Source organism: Algoriphagus persicinus, from assembly GCF_035156415.1.
Lineage (GTDB): Bacteria > Bacteroidota > Bacteroidia > Cytophagales > Cyclobacteriaceae > Algoriphagus > Algoriphagus persicinus.
In genome coordinates, this window is the sequence record NZ_JAYEEY010000039.1 from 1 (window position 1) to 16,999 (window position 16,999).

The following is a 16,999-nucleotide window of genomic DNA, read 5'->3' on the forward strand; positions in this document are numbered from 1 at the left end:
ACTACATTTAAGTCTTGTTTTTCCACACCTCAAAGTACATATTTTGAGTAAAACAAGAAAGGCTAGCCGAGTAATCGACTAGCCTTTTAAACTATCTACTTTTGAGACAGCCTCTTTTTTTCTGTAAATCTTTTTTTTACCGCAGAGTCGCGGAGCCCGCAAAGGATGGGGCAGAGAGTTTTTATAAAAATGTCCCGGTCTGTATATGAAATGGACTACAAAGCATTCATACCTTGGGTACCTGTCCGCCCTAGAGGTGCCTCGGTAGAAACCCGGGGTAGCGTGAAATCCTTTGCACCGTCTTCACCCACTAGATGAGTACTAATCCTATTACTTGAACCAGCGCTAAAAAGGTAAATTAAGTACCCTGCTTCTCAGCATAGCCAAATACTTTTTGCAATAATATAGTGCTTCGTGCAGCTGCATTTTCCCGGATTTTCAATTCCTCTTTTGCAATCTCATAAAACAATCCATCAATGGCTTTTTGGGTCACATACTTAGCTAGATCCGTCTCAATTGGGGTCATCAGCGGGATTTTATTGTATCTGCCGATTACATCAGTCCAGTATTTGGTAGCGCCCACTTTGGTCAAACTACTTTCAATAATTGGTTTGAATTTTCCTTCCAATGAATTGGTGGTTTTGTTCTCAAAATATTGGGTGGCAGCGTCATCAGCACCGAGGAGGATATTCTTCACATCAGTGAAGCTCATATCTTTGATAGCTGCTACAAATATAGGTTTGGCTTCGATGGCCGCATCTTCTGCTGCCCGATTTACACTAGTGATCACTTGATCACACAGACTGCCAAGCCCAAGTGAGCGTAGCGTATTCTCCACTTTTTGGGCCTCTTCAGGAAATGCAATTTTTATAGCCAAATTACCCAAATATCCATCTTCTTGGGAGAGACGTTCTGAAGCGTAGCTTGTGCCATATTCCAATGCCTGCTTCAGTCCGGAATTGATCTCTGAATCTGTGGGGGTTCCGAGATCCAGTGCTTTGCTTAATTGGCTTAGCGTATCACAACTACCCAGAAATAGCGCAGAGACTAAGGTGAAAGTGATTGAAAGTTTTTTGAATGTGGTATGTACTAATTTCATGGGAAATGGCTTAGGTGATCTTATTTGTATTCAACAATGATACCTCAATTAAGTTTCGGTGGAATGATTTGGAGGAATTTATTCTGAAAATGGAAAAATGACGGTTTGTTTCATTTTTCATTTTCGTAATGAAAAACGTAATTTTTTTGAGATATGATAATTATTCATTAAAATAGATGCTAAAGTGTTAATCAAATGAATTTAAGACTTAATTCGGAATTCGGTACGCTCAAAGCTGTCTTGATGCATAGACCAGGCAAGGAAATTGACAGATTGACTCCCTACAACAAGGAATTTTTACTGTTTGACGATGTTCCGTACTTGGAAGCGCTGCAAAAGGAGCACGATGCATTTTCGAATTTGATCAAAGAGTCCACAGGTGCGCAAGTATATCAATTGCGGGAGTTGCTCATTCGAGTGCTTTATGATCAGAATATCTTGCTTCAGTTGATGCAGGAGTCGCTTAGGCGATCAGGTATGGTTCATTTGGCAGAGGATATTTTGGAGCGGTATTCCACGGCTGAATGTGCTGGGATTTTGACGGCTGGATTGAAGGTTCATGAACTCCGCCGGAAATTGCCCAAGATGAAGGTGGGGGAACTGATGGACTTGGCTTTTGTGATATCGCCTTGTCCCAATCTGTACTTTCAGCGTGACCCTATGGCTTTGACACCCGGAGGGATTATTTTTTCGAGTATGAAGATGGAAGGAAGACAGCGGGAGGCGGATTTGCTTAGGACTATTTTTGAGAATCACCTGGATTTCAAGGAAAATATCAATCAACTGTATCCGGTATTAGGGCATGACAATCCGCCAAGCATAGAAGGAGGTGATGTGATTATTTTATCACAGAAGGCTGTGGCGATCGGTAATTCGGAGCGAACGGATGAGAAGGCAATCTACCATGCAGCCAAAGCCATGCTAGCAGAAGGAACCGTGGAGCGGGTGTATGAAGTTCACCTGCCTCAAAAACGACAGTTTATGCACTTGGATACCGTGTTTACGATTTTGGATGAGAATCTCGTGCTGACCTACCCTGACGCTATGAATGCGGTGCTACAAACCTCACTCTATACACTGAAAGAAATCAAAGATGACAAAGTTCATATCAAGCGGGAAGTATTAAAAGAGTCATTACTTACTGTACTTGAGCGGGAAATTCCTCATTTGGAGATACTCCATACTGCCGCAGGTAATCCTGATTATGCGACGCGTGAGCAGTGGTTTGACGGAGCCAATGTCTTTGCCATCGGTCCAAGAAGGGTCATCTCATACAATAGAAATATCCATACTAACCGGGCATTGAGAAAAATGGGAGTGGAGGTATTGGAAATCCCTTCCTCCGAGCTGTCTCGAGGTCTAGGAGGTCCGCGCTGTATGACTATGCCTATAAGTAGGTCGAGAGTTTAGCGATTACGGATTTCGGATTAGTGTACCCGATACTTACCTCAAGCAAGAATGGTAATTGATGGATTGAAAAATCTATCTATAAGCTTATTTTAGTATAGTTTTTCACACTTCTTACACTTCTATTTCTACTTTTATCATGAAAGAATTACTAAAATCCAGATCCAAAGCTTTTGCAATTGCAATTATTCAAATGACTGAAAGCTTGCCAAGGAGAAATGCCACCTAAATCATTTCTAATCAAACCGCACTTAAATCCTAGCACGAAAAATCCGATATCCGAAATCACCAATCCGAAATCGATTAGTTGTCAAAAAACGATCGTCTCCTGGATACTTTTAGGTCTTGAAGAATAGTGGATTTCACCCGAATATCAATATTGTAAGAGGTAAATGCGCCAAATGGAACCCAACTGACATTCATTTGCCAGCAGTGCAGATCTCTGGCGATCCCGATCATTGTCTGCGTGAGTTTTTTTGTTTGTGCATCAAAGCCCGTATTGAAGTTGATTTTCCACTTATCAGATAAAGAAAAATCTCCATTCATACTGATCGTTTGGGTGATATTTTTACTGCCCGAAACCTGCTTGCTATAGGAAAGCACATACCCAAATGAAACGTTCCATGGAATGTCCCAATCGATGTATTGGCTGGGGTCTGTAGCTATTCTATTGATTTCACTTTCCACAAACTCATCCATCACACCGCCTTGCTGCATAAATTGATTGGTGAGTTGATCTCGTACCTCCCCCTGATTTTGTGCACTATTGGGATTGATCGAGGCATTCATGTTCAGCGTGGCATTTCGGATGGTCCCAATCCCCTGTCCATTTTTCCAGGCATAGGTATTGACAGATCGGATCGTTTCTTTCCCACTCATGCTTGTGAAGGTTCCAGTAGCATAGGGATCGAGCGTTGAGCTCATATTTACAGATAATTTTCTGTTGAAAAAGCTTGTTCGGGCACTGATCCGGATTGGAGCCAGATTGAATGAATCAGCAGCAAAATTATAGCTGGAATTCAGATCGATGTTTTCTAATAGTGGGATTTTCTTTGTGGCCATCTCTTGAGTAGAGTCTTTTTTGTCGAGAATTTTAGCTTCGAGGACACTTCTAATACTGAAACTCATAGCTCTACTTTCACCTATGGGAGCACCACTATAGGAGAAGCCTTGATGCCTCGATAATAAGCGAGTGTCCCCTTCTGCATTGGTGCGTACTTCCTGGTAGTATCCAAAGGAAGGATCGGAGAAATCAGGCGTAAAATTAAAGCTTAGAGACGGCTGAATGTGCTGACGAATGGTCTGGATTTTCCCTTTTTTGAAGTTGAAAAACCCATAGATATTCGTGTTCATGCTGAAAGAGCTAGAATAAAATGTCACACGATTAAATCCATCTTCTAATATTTTATCCACTCGCTCCTCTTCTGGATTATAGAAATAATTGATTCTCTTGAGATACCATAGTTCGGTCAGGCTTACGGATGCCGTTCCAGTGAAATATTTGAATAGTCTGAAATTTGAACTTATTGGAACTCTGTTTCTCGCACCATTATTTGCGTTCTGCAGCAAATACCCAAAATTAGAAGGAGTGAATGGCGTCAATTCTGGCTTATCTGTGTTTTCCACCAAGTCTGGATCTACACCGAACTCCTGGGTTACTTTATTAGTAATTGAGTTCTGAAGGTCAAAATTATAAGCGATATTCAAGGTCTTCAGCGGTTCAAATTTCACATTTTTGAATGGGCTTTGCCTGTTCATACTCAGATTTATGGTAGGCAAACTCAGTTGAACTTCTCCCGTCTGTACACTTTGGGAGTGACGCATGCTTGCACCAAAGGAGAATGGTGTTCCTGTAAAGGTCTTGCTATAGTTAATATTCGAAGACAAATCCGAAGTCACATTGTTCATGAAGTTATTTGGGTTGACGATGTTGTTGAAATAACTCGTGGACCCGGCATTTACAGAAGCGGAGAATCTGCTATTTCCGCGAGATTCAGGATTGTGAGACCATTGAATCCGGAAGGTATTGTAGTCAACTGGATTCAACTCAGTTTCCGGAGACTTGAATTTTTGGAAGTCAATGTTGAATGATCCTCCAAATCTATAGCGCTTTTTATACACAGACTGAGACTTGAGTCCCCAGCCTCCATTGGAATAGACATCGCCCGTCACCCGGGCATGGATGTAGTCATTGATGGCAAAATAGTAGCCTAGGTCACGCAGGTAAAGTCCTCTTTTTTGCTCCTGACCATAAGAGGGGAAAATCAATCCAGATGCTTTCTCCTCAGGTGTATTAGGAATGATGCCAAAAGGCAATCCTAGCGGGGTAGGTATTCCATTGAAATAGAGATTGAACGGACCGGAGACTACCTGGCCTCCTTCTATAGACTTTATCTTTTTGGAAGAAACATGGTAATGTGGAGTGGTCAAGGTGCAAGTGGTGTAATATCCATTTGCCAAATAGATGCTTCCATCTTCGGTTTTCTTAATTGTTTCACCTCTAAGAATACCGTCTTGCTGCTCCGTGACCACATCTTTGATGATGGCTTTCTGGGTTTTGAAATTGTAGCGCATTTCCTTCCTGATCTCGTAGGAGGAAGGGCCGTCTTTGAAGAATGGATTTCCGGTCACATTTCCCAAGCTGTCTGTGACTCCGGATGCATACAGCTCGGAGTTTTTCCAGTCAATAATAATCAGATCTGCCTCCAGCCTCATCGTTCCATATTCAAACCATGCGCGGTTGTGGAGATATATTTTGTTTTCTGTAAAATCCGAAACGATACTATCTTCTCCGTAATAAGTAATATCTGTAGAGATATCACTCCTGGGCATCATTTTTGTCGAATCAGAAAGCGCGAGTGTATCGGTAGGATTCGGTAAAGTATCCAGATCTATCAAATCTCGCGAAGGCGGCATCAAGGTATCGGGAAGCGTTAATGGCTTTTCTTCAAGTTTGCGAACGGGGTTTTGTGCAGTCGCCACTAGCGGAACAATCACTAGCCCCAAAAAGCAAAATAAAAAGAGCCTGAATCCCTGCACTGTTGCTTACGCTTTAGTTAATTAGAATGAAATTTCGTGTAAAGTTAATTTTATTGCCCTCATGGAACGGTCCAAAAACAAAAAAATTCTTCTTAGTCTTATTTTATGCATTCCCTTTGTGTTTGGCGGATTTATTACTAACGAATCGATGGTTCCTACTTTTAGGATGACAAAGATCGTTCTCGATGCAGGCCATGGAGGTAAAGATCCCGGTAATCTTGGGTCTAGATCGAGGGAAAAAGATATTAATCTAGCGGTCACACTTTTGGTTGGGAAATACATCAAGGAAAATCTGCCGGACGTAGAAGTGATTTATACTAGGGATGATGATAGTTTTCCCACCCTCAAAGAGCGGCCTCTGATCGCCAATAATAACAAAGCCCATCTGTTTGTCTCCATTCATTCTAATTCTGCCCCCAATAAATCCGCTTATGGAACGGAAACATTTGTCATGGGTACCAAGCATTTTGATGCCAACTTTGATATTGTAAAGCGTGAAAACTCTGTAATCCTATTGGAGGATAATTACGAGGAAAACTATGAAGGGTTTGATCCATCATCCCCGGAGTCCTATATGATGTTCAATTTGATGTCAAAATTGCATTTTGAGCATTCTGTGTCTCTGGCTGATAATGTAGAGACTCAGTTTAGAGACCGTGTAGGACGTAAAAGCCGAGGTGTAAAACAAGGGCCTTTCTACGTGCTCTGGACACCATCCATGCCATCAGTCTTAGTGGAATTGGGCTTTTTATCAAATAGCACCGAAGAGAAATTCCTGATGAGTCAGCAAGGCAAAGAATACATGGCCTCTGCGATTTATCGATCTATCAGAGACTATAAAGAATCAATAGAAGCGAATTAATTTAAAAGCTCAATTGGAATCATATAGCCCTTGTCCCATTATGGAGAAAGGGCTTTTTTTATCGGGTAATTTATTTACCGAGCAATACACGGAGGTCACGCAGAGAGCACAGTCTAAAGCTTTGTTTTTGCCTTTTAGAATCAGGGAGCTGAAAGCTCATGGTGCCGAAGCTTAGCCTCCTGGGTAGGGGTATCATTAAATAAATACATTTGTAAATGCGCTACAAGAGCTAAATACTACTTTCATTGCGTATTGTGAAGTTTCAATTCATGAATGTTTTTTAACTTGAAGATTAAAACTAATCGCAGCAAAAGCGAGTTTTTGCTTTTAAACCCACATTTGACTAATGACAGAGACAACCGGAAATTCTAATCCAAGCCTGGAAAATTTACTTCAGGATTTACAAGCTAAATACGAACAAGTAAAACGTGGTGGAGGTGCCAAAAGAATTGAAAAAGAACATGCCAAAGGAAAACTTACAGCTCGGGAGCGAATAGACTATTTATGTGATAAAAACACATATTTTTTGGAAGTTGGAGCCTTTGTAGCCGATGGAATGTATGAAGAAGAGGGTGGATGTCCATCCGGAGGAGTAGTGACGGGAATCGGCTATGTGAGTGAGAGAATGTGTATGATCGTAGCCAATGATGCCACTGTGAAGGCCGGTGCTTGGTTCCCCATGACTGCCAAGAAGAATCTCCGTGCTCAGGAAATCGCCATGGAAAATCAAATTCCTGTGATTTACCTAGTGGATAGTGCAGGGGTTTTTCTCCCTATGCAGAATGAGATTTTCCCGGACAAGGAGCACTTCGGAAGGCAATTTCGCAACAATGCAAAAATGTCTGCTATGGGAATTGTGCAAGTTGCTGCGATCATGGGTAGCTGCGTAGCAGGCGGAGCCTATCTGCCTATTATGTCCGACGAGGCGATGATCGTAGATAAGACAGGGTCTATTTTCTTAGCTGGTTCTTACCTGGTAAAGTCAGCAATCGGCGAAACTATTGATAATGAAACCTTGGGAGGAGCTACCACACATTGTGAAATCTCTGGAGTAACAGACAACAAATACGACACAGATCAGGATTGTCTGGATGCGATCCGTAAGATTTTTGATAAAATAGGACATAATTCTAAAGCCGGTTTTGACCGAGCAGAAGCTAAAGCCCCTGGAATGTCCGGGGACAAACTTGTAAAGGTATTCCCAACCGAGCGTGTGAAACCTTATGATATGCACGAAATCATCAAGGGTTTGGTAGATGCTGGAGACTTCGATGAATACAAGGAAGACTATGGTAAAACACTGATCTGCGGAACCGCCAGAGTTGATGGCTGGGCTGTTGGAATAGTGGCAAACCAGCGGAAGATTGTCAAAACTGCCAAAGGAGAAATGCAGATGGGAGGAGTGATTTATTCCGATTCAGCAGACAAGGCAGCACGATTTATCATGAACTGTAATCAGCGCAAAATACCACTGGTTTTCCTTCAGGATGTAAGTGGGTTTATGGTAGGTAGCAAGGCAGAGCATGGAGGCATCATCAAGGACGGCGCGAAGATGGTCAATGCGATGGCCAATTCGGTAGTGCCCAAATTCACCTTTATTTTAGGTAATTCTTACGGTGCCGGCAATTATGCAATGTGCGGCAAAGCCTATGATCCCCGGCTGATTTACTCTTGGCCTACCGCCCAGATGGCTGTGATGTCCGGAGCGGCTGCAGCCAATACCCTGCTTCAGATCAAAGTGGCTGGTTTGAAAAAGAAGGGGCTAGAGATCACTCCAGAGGACGAAAAAGAATTGCTAGACGAAATCACCTCCAAATACAACGAAGAATTGAGTCCTTACTATGCTGCTTCCCGACTGTGGGTGGATGGAGTAATCGATCCTAGGGAGACTAGAAAGGTGCTCAGCATGGGTATAGAAGCAGCCAATCATGCGCCGATTACTGAAAAATTTAACGTGGGAGTGATCCAAACTTAAGAGGATTATAAGTAGCTTAATTACTAGTTTTATGCCATTATCCGTAGCCTTTTGACTATGAGTGATTTGACACCCGGAGAATTAAATGCCTTGGTTTCCTTATTGGATGATTCAGATCGTGAAGTAAGAATGCATGTTCGGGATCGAATTATCTCTCTTGGGAATGATATTATTCCCTTTCTGGAGAAAAAGTGGGAAAATAGCTTCAACCCTGAAATTCAGAAAGAGATAGAAGAATTGGTCCACGATCTTCAATTTTCCTTATTGAAAGCGAGACTGACTGACTGGAGAGATACTGATGATAGAGATTTGCTCACGGGGCTTTGGATCATCAATACCTATCAATATCCTGATCTGGAATATGCCAAGCTGAACGCTGAAATGCACCAGATTTACTTTGACGTCTGGACGGCATTTAAGAATGATTTAACACCTTACGAGCAGGTGCGGGCGATCAATAATGTGTTGTTTAATACACTTCGATTCTCGGCCAATACCAAGAATTTTCACTCCCCTGCCAATAGCATGCTTTCCTCGGTGCTGGACTCCAAGCGTGGCAATCCATTGACCTTATGCTCTATTTATCTACTTGTAGCCAAGAAGCTTGGCCTGCCGATCTATGGCGTGAATCTTCCAAATCTATTCGTACTCACTTACAAATCAGCTGATGTCACCTTCTATATCAATGCTTTTAACAAAGGCTTGATCTTTAGCAGAAAGGACATCTTTAATTATTTGGAGCAATTGAAGATAGAGCCCAAGGAAGATTATTTTGAACCTTGTGCGCATCTGCAGATAATGCTGCGGATGTTCCGAAACCTGGAGAATTCCTTCGAAAAACTCGGTGAGTCTGATAAGGTACAAGAAATCAAAGCGTTAATCGACTTGTTGAATTCTCAATAGATTCGCACATTGCAGCCAACTGCCCGGGCTTGCGAAGGACTTGGGGTTTCCCCCTTCAGGATCGAGTCCAGTGCTCTATCCAGGTAGTTTGCTGACACTGAACTTTCAGCTTGGGGATTATTATCCAGCGCTCCTCTGTAGCTGACGATTGCTCCGTCTGCTGCTGGAGTAAGTAGGAGTACTTCTGGGATTTTGGTGATTTTGTAGGCTTTAGTTAAAGCCTGATTTTCATCAATTAGGTAAGGCATGTTGATGCCCGATTGATCAATGTAGCTGCGCAAAGCGACTTGGTCTTGCTCGGTATTGCTGACTTCAGGATTCACTAGCATGAAGGTAAATCCCTGACTTTGGTATTTGCTGCGCAAAGCTATTAAGCGCGATTCATACATTTTGGCAAAAGGACAGCCCAAACTATGAAAAATGAGAACCAAACCTTTTCCTTTCACTTGAGATTGAAGGGTGATAACTTTTTCCGTGACAGCATCTGTGAGTGTGATGCCTTGCAGACCCTGAGCCGAAAGCGAAAAAGTAACAGAAAGGAGAATAAGGAATACTAAATGTAGTTTTTTCATTTACCAGATGGTGTAGGTAAGTACTACATCCGAGATCACCCGAACTTGTACTGTGTAATGATGATCTGTAAAATCCGTCCCTCGGATCTTACCTTTGATTATTCCAGTCTTAGGATCAAATGGTTCTAATAGGATGTTTTCTCGAAAAGACACTCCTCTTTTCCCCTGACATTTAAAGATAGACTCTTTAGCTGACCAAGCCATGGTATAATGAGTTGGGTCTTTATGAAGAAAGTCTAATTCCGACTGATCCAAAAACCTAAATCCAATTCTCAGGATTTTTTCGCGAATCAGATCCATGTCTATTCCGACAGGATTGTCCCCGTGGTAGATTGCTCCTGCGTAGCCTATCGTATGAGATAGCGAAATATATCCGTGACCATTCATCGCCTGGGATTTGCCATGCTCATCTTTGAAAAAGCCAGGATAGGGAACGTACAGTACATCCAGTGCATCTCGTATTGCCATTCGGGCAGTGGCCCATTCCCGCTTTTTTTCTAAGTGGGAAATATTTGCATAAGCTAGTTTTTCACGAAAGCTGAGAAAGTCCAGCTCATTTTCATCTTGAGTTTCGATAATCTTGATGGCCAAAGCCGAGGAAGAGTCAATTTTTTCTATTTTTGTTTGCATAGTCCAGCAGGGCACCCAAAGTCTCCTCCCAATATATGTCAAAAATAGAAGTTAATAAATTACAAACACTCACAGGACACAATGACTGCATCTATGCATTGACGGAAGGCGGTGATCCCCGGTTTTTTTACACGGGAGCTGGGGACGGAATGGTCGTAGAATGGGATCTGGACCATCCCAAAGATGGGAAGCTGATCGCAAGACTGCCACACTCAGTGTATGCTCTGAGCGTAGATTCTAGCAGAAACTTGCTTTTTGTGGGGCATAATTTCGAAGGTATTCATGTCATCGACCTGAATGATGGTAAGGAAGTGTGGTCTTTGAAATTGACAGATCAGGCGATTTTTGATATTAAGGTATTCGGAGACGAAGTCTATATCGGCACAGGAGATGGCGTGCTGATCGTCGTGGATGTCAATGCTAAAACGATCAAAAAACATATCAAGCTGGGTGAGAAAAGTATCCGGGTCATGTCCTTGGCAAAAGACAAGCGACAACTCGCCATTGGCTTGAGCGATCATACCGTGAAGATTTTGGATTTATCAAACGATTTTCACCCTCTTGCTAACTTGACTGAGCATACCAACTCAGTATTCGCACTTTCATATTCACCGGATGAATCGGTTTTGGTCAGCGCGGGTCGGGATGCGCGGTTGAAATTTTGGGAAACGGACACCTATTCCTTACAAGAAAACATTGTGGCACATATGTATGCCATTAATTATTTATATTTCAAAGAGGACGGAAACCTCCTAGTCACCTGCTCCATGGATAAATCCATCAAGATTTGGGATGCAGCTGACAGAAAACTCCTCAAGGTCATAGACAAAGCAAGAAACGCAGGCCATGGTACTTCAATAAACAAGGTAATTTGGAGTAGCTATCAAGGCCATGTGATTTCCGTGTCTGATGACCGTACTATTTCTATTTGGCAAATTGAAGCGAATTAACTCATGAAAATCACACCAGCAGCCATTCGGCAAAAAACCTTTGAAATTGGTTTCAGAGGATATGAAAAAAAAGAAGTTACCCTTTTTTTGGATGAAATCAGTGAAGTAGTTGATCAGCTTCACAAGGAAAATATGGAACTTAAAACTAAGCTTCAAAACACAGAAGCTGAGGCCAAGCGTTTGAAAGATGTGGAGGAATCACTTTTCCGCACATTGAAAACTGCTGAAGATACTGGTGCTGCGATTATCGTGGAGGCAAATGAGGCAGCAGATTTGATCATAGCCGATGCAAATGAGACAGCAGATAATGCGACAAAGCACATTGATCAACTGGTAGGCGACTCCCAAAGACAGGCAGACGAACAGGCAGCTGCTATCATTCTAGCTGCGGAAACCAAAGCCAAAGAAACTATTGTAGAATTGCGGGAGAGCATGCAAGGACTGGTGAGATCTTATGAGGGGCTGGCGGAGCAACGAGAATCTATGGTGAAAAGCCTAAGAAGAATTGCACAGGATACTGCCAATCAAATCGACCTTTCTGAAGCACATTTTTCCAGAATTGATGCAAAAGCTCATGCTAGAGCAATCGATGAATTGAGCAGGTCGCAGACTTTTACATTGGGAAATCTTGAAAATCTCAGATATGAAGAAGAAAGTTTCGAAGCGGAAATTGAGGAAAGTCCTTTGGCTGAGATGGAAGTGATCGAAGAGCAGCTAGAGCTGGAGGCTCATGACTCTACGCCTGATCTGGAAATAGAAAAACTAAATACAGCGGAAGAAGAAGTGTCTTTTGAAGAGGAAGCCGAAGGTGATGTTGACCAGGATGTTGAGGAGGTGAAAGAGAAGCCAGGCGCTGAACCAAACAAACATCAAGCTACTCAACCCAAATACACTGAAGATCCAAAGAGTCAATCGGGGTCATTTTTTGACCAACTTGACTAATGGGAAAAGTAAGCCTCGAAGGAATTGAATTCCATGCTTATCACGGCGCCTATCCCGAGGAATCTATTCTTGGTAATCGCTTTACTTTGGATCTTGAGCTGGAGACAGACTTTCGCCAGGCGATGCTGCACGATGATCTGAGTGCGACGGTGGATTACTCTAAGTTGTACAAACTGATCAAAGCCAGGATGGACGTGAAAGTGAAATTGCTGGAGCATCTCGGGCATATGATCGTGACCGATATTTTGGAAGCGTATCCCAAAACCATAAAAATTCGATTAACTCTCAAAAAACATCACCCTGCACTGGGCGGGTTAGTGAGTTTTTCATCTGTGCAAATCCAATATCCTGAGGATTATGCGTAAGTATTTCTCGGTCATCCTACTGCTGCTCGGGTCATTCGCAGCGCTACAAGTACCAGACGATTCCTATCTGCTTTTCGCAAACAAAGGTAAAAAAATGCAGAAGCCGGGGAGGTTATTCTTCCCTTTCCAAGCGACAGTCATCCTACCAATTAGTCTTGTATAACAAAGCAGAAACATCGAGAATCCGTTCGGAGTTTTGGATTGCTTTTGGGCAATACATGAAGCCAATTCCGAATGCAGAGGGAAAAAGAATCAATTGGCCTAATTACAAAACAGGAGTTCGTCACATCTATTTTAGGATGAAAGCTGAGCGTGATTTTGTATCAATTGGAATTGAAATTGCTCATCCTGACGAAGAATTGCAGGAATTGTATTTTGATCAGTTTGGGCAATTAAAAAAAATGCTTGAGTCAACCGTAGGTGAGGAGTGGAGCTGGAAACTACATCAGGAAAATGAGTTTGGACAGTTGGTTTCTAGAATTGAAAAAGTGTTGCCTGCGGTGAATGTGATGGACGAAGGAGATTGGCCAGAAATAATAGCATTCCTTAAACCAAGAATTATCGCGCTAGATGAGTTTTGGGAGATAGTAAAGCCAGGGTTTGAGAGTTAAAACTCCTTTTTCACATAGTTCAATTCCTCAATCGTTCTTACTCCATCTTCAGTTAGCGCAAGCCAAAGCTTGATTTCATCGCCCTCTCGCTTCATAGTCAATCCGTGAAAATAAACGGTATTCTCACCAACTTCTACCAAATGGAAGGTGATCCACTCTTCCTTTTCCTCCCATGGGGAAAGATCCGCATTAAAATGTTTGAGTTTCAAGGAGAAGGCTTCTCCTGCTTGGACAATATTCATGAATTCTGAAAAAATAAGTTTGCCTTCGCTCCAAAAACGAAACTGCATTCTCTGCGAAAACCTCTGCGAACTTTGTGGTTAAACAATTCAACTAAGGGGTTTACTGATCATGGCGCTTTGGGATTTCTGGATTGATAAAAGTAAATCCACGTGCCTCATCCCCTTCAAAAAAATCAATCTGCATTCCCATAAGGAACATGTAATGTCTTTTCTCAATCAGAACTGTTATTCCCGCTAATTCAAATTGCTGATCCTCGTCTTTAGGCTTGTCAAATCCCAATGCATAAGACATTCCTCCGCAGCCCCCGCCTTTCACTCCCACACGCAGGTGATAATCAGCAGGAATATTTTTAGTAGCCATGATATTTTTGATCTCGGCTTCGGCCTTTTCGGTGATCTTGATTGGGATTATCATGTGGAAGAAATGTTTTTGGCAGGAAATTGGTTCGTGTGAATTCAAATTTACATTCCCTCGAAGTTTTCTAACGGAGATAATTTGTGCAAATTCGAGTTTAATCCCCAAAAATGGAATACACAGTCGATTTATTGAAAATTCTATTGCCTGCCGGCATCGTCCTTTATGGCATGTATCTCGTGGTCGTTTCTTTTCTTTCCAAGGAAAGAGAAAGGACTCTCGTAGAATTGAAAACCCAAAACTCTCAAACAATCCTGCCAATTCGATTGCAGGCTGCGGAGCGAATTTGCCTTTTTCTAGAGCGAATCACACCGAATAATTTGGTGCGTAGATCCAATCCGGGAGGGCTGACTTCAGGTGAATTACATTCTCTTTTGCTGGCAGAAGTACGTGAGGAATTCAGCCATAACTTTTCCCAACAGGTATATTTTTCAGAGGAAACTTGGGAGGCAGTAAAGCGAGCCGTGGAGGAAGTGACTACAATTATAAATCAAAGCCGACAAATGCTCAATGAAGAGGCTAATGGACTGGATATGGCCAAGGCAATTTTTGCGCAAGCCCTAGAAAGAAAAAACGATCCAATAGGATATGCGTTGAAACAAGTGAAATCAGAGATTCAAATTTACTTTTAAAAGTGAGCTCCTTCAAATCTAAAACTTCTGCCACTATCGAAAATGCCAAAGCACTTTTTGGCAAACAAGTAGATGCGCTCGGGAAGCAAAAAGATAAAGTCACTGAGCTGATCGCGGGAGTGGGAAATAAGATTTCAAGATTTGGAGAAAATCCACGAGTGAAGAAACTCATTGAGCCAGTGTCTGTGTTCATCCGCATGATCAAGGCGCATTTTAACGGCGCACACAAACTCACAAACAGCACGCTGGGCTTAGTATTGTTGGCTTTAGTTTACTTTGTTTCACCTTTTGATATCATTCCGGACTTTTTGGGCTTCTTTGGTTTTGCAGATGATCTAAGCGTAGTCTTGGCTATTTATGCAAAAGTAAAAGATGAGGTTGACGGTTTTTTGGATTGGGAGAGAACTCAAGACTAGGCAAGTCTGTTAGTCTCCAAAATCTAAAAAGATGCTATACCAACAAACTTTATTGATTACGCCTGGGCTTATTTCGTCAGCCCAGAACTATTCAGAATACCGAGAAATGATTGATCAGCTTTTAGCTAAGAATAAGACCACTGGATTCAATCATTCAGAGCGTAATCTGAACTATACCAAAATGAATGTGCAGCGGATGAGACGTTGGGATAAAACGGCTAAGATTTCACTGGAAATGGAAAAAGTAATTACCGCTATTTCCAGTCCTCAGGTTTGGCTGCTGATCACGGAGGCATGGTGTGGAGATGCTGCGCAAAGTTTGCCATACATTGCCAGGCTAGCTGCTTTGAACCCGCTCATCCAGCTGAAATTAGTCTTGAGAGATGAGAATCCTGAACTGATGGATGCCTACCTTACTGAAGGAGCTAGATCAATTCCTATCTTGATAGGCTTGAATGAGGATTTGAGTCAAGAGCTTTTTCTCTGGGGACCTAGACCTGAATTTCTTCAAAACCGCCTGAAAGCGTATAAGCTCGATCCTCAAAATATTACCTCCAAAGAATTTGCAGACGGCACCCATCTTTGGTACGCACGGGATAAAAACCAATCTTTAGAAAATGAACTTATGCCTCTGATCACTTCTACTCTATGAAAATCGCTTTAATCTCTGGTACTTCCGGCATGGTAGGCATGCAAATTCTTCATCAACTTTTGCAAAATGCTACCTATGATTTTGTGCTCTCGGTTGGGAGAAAGAAGCTAGCGCTAAAGCATCAGAAGCTTATCCAAATTGAAGGAGATCTGAGCAAGATGGAGCAATGGGATTGGGAAAATAAAGTCAATTCTCAGAGTTTGGGTGGCGAATATAATTCTCTTGTAGAGAGTTTAACGGAAAAAACAGCTGAGGTACATGCATTTTCCTCGTTGGGAACGACCATCAAGCAAGCAGGTTCGAAGGAGAAGTTTTTTGCCATCGATCATGACTTTGTGATCACATTCGGGAATTGGGCTAAAAAGCTTGGAGCATCCAAGTTTCTTTATGTTTCTGCCTCGGGTGCCGATGCTACATCTTACATGTTTTACAGCCAGACCAAAGGCAAAACGGAGGAAGATCTCAAAGCAATCGGGTTTGACTATTTGGGCTTATTCAGACCTTCGCTTTTATTGGGAAATAGGAATGAATTCCGATTTGGCGAACAGCTAGCGACCATCGTGATGAAGCCGCTTGTCTGGCTAAAACTTTTCAAAAATTTCCGCCCCATTTATGATTATCAAGTGGCCAAATCGATGGTGAAAACTGCGCTATCGCAAAAAGAAACTTCAGTAGAAATCATCTCCTCCGGAGAAATGCAAGACTTAAGTAAATGATAGTAGTTATTCAAAGAGTATCGGAAGCTTCCGTAAAGATAGACGGGAATACTAAAGCCGAAATCGGACCCGGACTGATGATTTTGCTCGGGATCGAAGAAGCGGATACTGAGGAAGACAGTGCTTGGCTTTCAAAGAAAATCGTGAATATGAGGATTTTCCCTGATGAAAATGAGGTGATGAACAAAAGCCTGCTGGATATCAATGGGGAAATTCTCCTGATCTCACAGTTTACGCTTCATGCCAGCACAAAAAAAGGAAATCGACCTTCCTACATCAAAGCCGCCAAACCAGACATCGCCATTCCGTTATATGAGAAAATGATCAGTGCCTTACAAGCGGAACTGGGCAAACCTATATGTACAGGCGAATTCGGTGCAGATATGAAGGTTTCACTAGTCAATAATGGGCCTGTGACCATCCTGATCGATAGCAAGAACAGGGCTTAGGTTTAATATGAATTATCCTTTGTCCCTTTCAAAAACAATTACTTTTTTCAAAAAATTGTCGTACTTAAAGTACTAGCTAAAAATTTTTCAATCTTTTAATTTTATAATCTTTCAATCTACCC

19 protein-coding genes are annotated in these 16,999 nt (G+C 42.2%); 13 read left to right on the top strand and 6 right to left on the bottom strand.

Going from position 1 to position 16,999, the window contains the following annotated elements; all coding sequences use genetic code 11:
* Window positions 1–358: 358 nt before the first annotated feature.
* Window positions 359–1,099, bottom strand: a complete 741-nt coding sequence (locus U3A58_RS20150) for a DUF4197 domain-containing protein (protein ID WP_323826204.1) — start codon at window positions 1,097–1,099, stop codon at window positions 359–361.
* 195 nt (window positions 1,100–1,294) lie between these two features.
* Between U3A58_RS20150 and U3A58_RS20155 the strand changes: the two genes are divergently transcribed.
* Complete coding sequence (locus U3A58_RS20155; RefSeq protein ID WP_323826205.1) at window positions 1,295–2,509, top strand: arginine deiminase; 1,215 nt, start codon at window positions 1,295–1,297, stop codon at window positions 2,507–2,509.
* Window positions 2,510–2,809: 300 nt separating this feature from the next.
* Here U3A58_RS20155 and U3A58_RS20160 read toward each other — a convergent pair whose 3' ends face one another.
* On the bottom strand, window positions 2,810–5,512 hold the full coding sequence (locus tag U3A58_RS20160) for a putative LPS assembly protein LptD (protein WP_416377317.1): 2,703 nt from the start codon (window positions 5,510–5,512) through the stop codon (window positions 2,810–2,812).
* A gap of 94 nt (window positions 5,513–5,606) precedes the next feature.
* On the opposite strand from U3A58_RS20160, the gene U3A58_RS20165 reads away from it, so the two are divergent.
* The 3 genes from U3A58_RS20165 to U3A58_RS20175 all read left to right on the top strand — a co-directional run bounded on the left by U3A58_RS20165 (window position 5,607) and on the right by U3A58_RS20175 (window position 9,285).
* Window positions 5,607–6,407, top strand: coding sequence for an N-acetylmuramoyl-L-alanine amidase family protein (locus U3A58_RS20165; protein ID WP_323826206.1), 801 nt, complete (start codon window positions 5,607–5,609; stop codon window positions 6,405–6,407).
* A 346-nt stretch (window positions 6,408–6,753) separates the two neighbouring features.
* On the top strand, window positions 6,754–8,382 hold the full coding sequence (locus tag U3A58_RS20170) for an acyl-CoA carboxylase subunit beta (RefSeq protein ID WP_323826207.1): 1,629 nt from the start codon (window positions 6,754–6,756) through the stop codon (window positions 8,380–8,382).
* A 57-nt stretch (window positions 8,383–8,439) separates the two neighbouring features.
* Window positions 8,440–9,285 carry a transglutaminase-like domain-containing protein gene (locus U3A58_RS20175; RefSeq protein ID WP_323826208.1) on the top strand — a complete coding sequence of 282 codons (846 nt, stop codon included), beginning with the start codon at window positions 8,440–8,442 and terminating at the stop codon, window positions 9,283–9,285.
* On the opposite strand, the gene U3A58_RS20180 is transcribed toward U3A58_RS20175, so the two are convergent.
* Together U3A58_RS20180 and U3A58_RS20185 are read right to left on the bottom strand one after the other, a co-directional pair.
* Window positions 9,279–9,857, bottom strand: coding sequence for a redoxin domain-containing protein (locus U3A58_RS20180; RefSeq protein ID WP_323826209.1), 579 nt, complete (start codon window positions 9,855–9,857; stop codon window positions 9,279–9,281). The genes U3A58_RS20175 and U3A58_RS20180 overlap by 7 nt on opposite strands.
* Window positions 9,858–10,487, bottom strand: coding sequence for a 4'-phosphopantetheinyl transferase family protein (locus U3A58_RS20185; protein ID WP_323826210.1), 630 nt, complete (start codon window positions 10,485–10,487; stop codon window positions 9,858–9,860).
* Between the two features lie 35 nt (window positions 10,488–10,522).
* On the opposite strand from U3A58_RS20185, the gene U3A58_RS20190 reads away from it, so the two are divergent.
* The 4 genes from U3A58_RS20190 to U3A58_RS20205 all read left to right on the top strand — a co-directional run bounded on the left by U3A58_RS20190 (window position 10,523) and on the right by U3A58_RS20205 (window position 13,355).
* Window positions 10,523–11,437, top strand: a complete 915-nt coding sequence (locus tag U3A58_RS20190) for a WD40 repeat domain-containing protein (protein ID WP_323826211.1) — start codon at window positions 10,523–10,525, stop codon at window positions 11,435–11,437.
* Between the two features lie 3 nt (window positions 11,438–11,440).
* Window positions 11,441–12,379, top strand: a complete 939-nt coding sequence (locus U3A58_RS20195; protein WP_323826212.1) for a DivIVA domain-containing protein — start codon at window positions 11,441–11,443, stop codon at window positions 12,377–12,379.
* Window positions 12,379–12,744, top strand: coding sequence for a dihydroneopterin aldolase (folB, locus tag U3A58_RS20200; RefSeq protein WP_323826213.1), 366 nt, complete (start codon window positions 12,379–12,381; stop codon window positions 12,742–12,744). Before U3A58_RS20195 ends, folB begins: the two co-directional genes overlap by 1 nt.
* Before the next feature lie 155 nt (window positions 12,745–12,899).
* Window positions 12,900–13,355: a DUF4268 domain-containing protein gene (locus U3A58_RS20205; RefSeq protein ID WP_323826214.1), complete on the top strand. Its 456-nt coding sequence runs from the start codon at window positions 12,900–12,902 to the stop codon at window positions 13,353–13,355.
* Here the strand turns inward: U3A58_RS20205 and U3A58_RS20210 are convergent.
* Both U3A58_RS20210 and U3A58_RS20215 read right to left on the bottom strand, forming a co-directional pair.
* Window positions 13,352–13,645: a DUF6265 family protein gene (locus tag U3A58_RS20210; protein WP_323826215.1), complete on the bottom strand. Its 294-nt coding sequence runs from the start codon at window positions 13,643–13,645 to the stop codon at window positions 13,352–13,354. The two genes, U3A58_RS20205 and U3A58_RS20210, sit on opposite strands and share 4 nt — an antisense overlap.
* Before the next feature lie 52 nt (window positions 13,646–13,697).
* Entirely contained in the window at window positions 13,698–14,012 is a 315-nt protein-coding gene (locus U3A58_RS20215; RefSeq protein WP_323826216.1) for a HesB/IscA family protein, read from the bottom strand.
* Window positions 14,013–14,122: 110 nt separating this feature from the next.
* Here U3A58_RS20215 and U3A58_RS20220 point away from each other — a divergent pair, with 110 nt between their 5' ends.
* The 5 genes from U3A58_RS20220 to dtd are packed head-to-tail and all read left to right on the top strand — an operon-like array spanning window position 14,123 to window position 16,877.
* The gene (locus U3A58_RS20220; protein ID WP_323826217.1) at window positions 14,123–14,644 is read left to right on the top strand and encodes a DUF7935 family protein; all 522 of its coding nucleotides are present in this window, start codon (window positions 14,123–14,125) and stop codon (window positions 14,642–14,644) included.
* 2 nt (window positions 14,645–14,646) lie between these two features.
* Complete coding sequence (locus U3A58_RS20225; RefSeq protein WP_323826218.1) at window positions 14,647–15,060, top strand: YkvA family protein; 414 nt, start codon at window positions 14,647–14,649, stop codon at window positions 15,058–15,060.
* Window positions 15,061–15,091: 31 nt separating this feature from the next.
* Complete coding sequence (locus U3A58_RS20230) at window positions 15,092–15,712, top strand: thioredoxin family protein (protein ID WP_323826219.1); 621 nt, start codon at window positions 15,092–15,094, stop codon at window positions 15,710–15,712.
* A complete protein-coding gene (locus tag U3A58_RS20235; RefSeq protein ID WP_323826220.1) occupies window positions 15,709–16,428 on the top strand; it encodes a Rossmann-fold NAD(P)-binding domain-containing protein in 720 nt (239 codons plus the stop codon). Before U3A58_RS20230 ends, U3A58_RS20235 begins: the two co-directional genes overlap by 4 nt.
* The gene (gene dtd / locus U3A58_RS20240; protein WP_323826221.1) at window positions 16,425–16,877 is read left to right on the top strand and encodes a D-aminoacyl-tRNA deacylase; all 453 of its coding nucleotides are present in this window, start codon (window positions 16,425–16,427) and stop codon (window positions 16,875–16,877) included. Before U3A58_RS20235 ends, dtd begins: the two co-directional genes overlap by 4 nt.
* Window positions 16,878–16,999 lie beyond the last annotated feature (122 nt).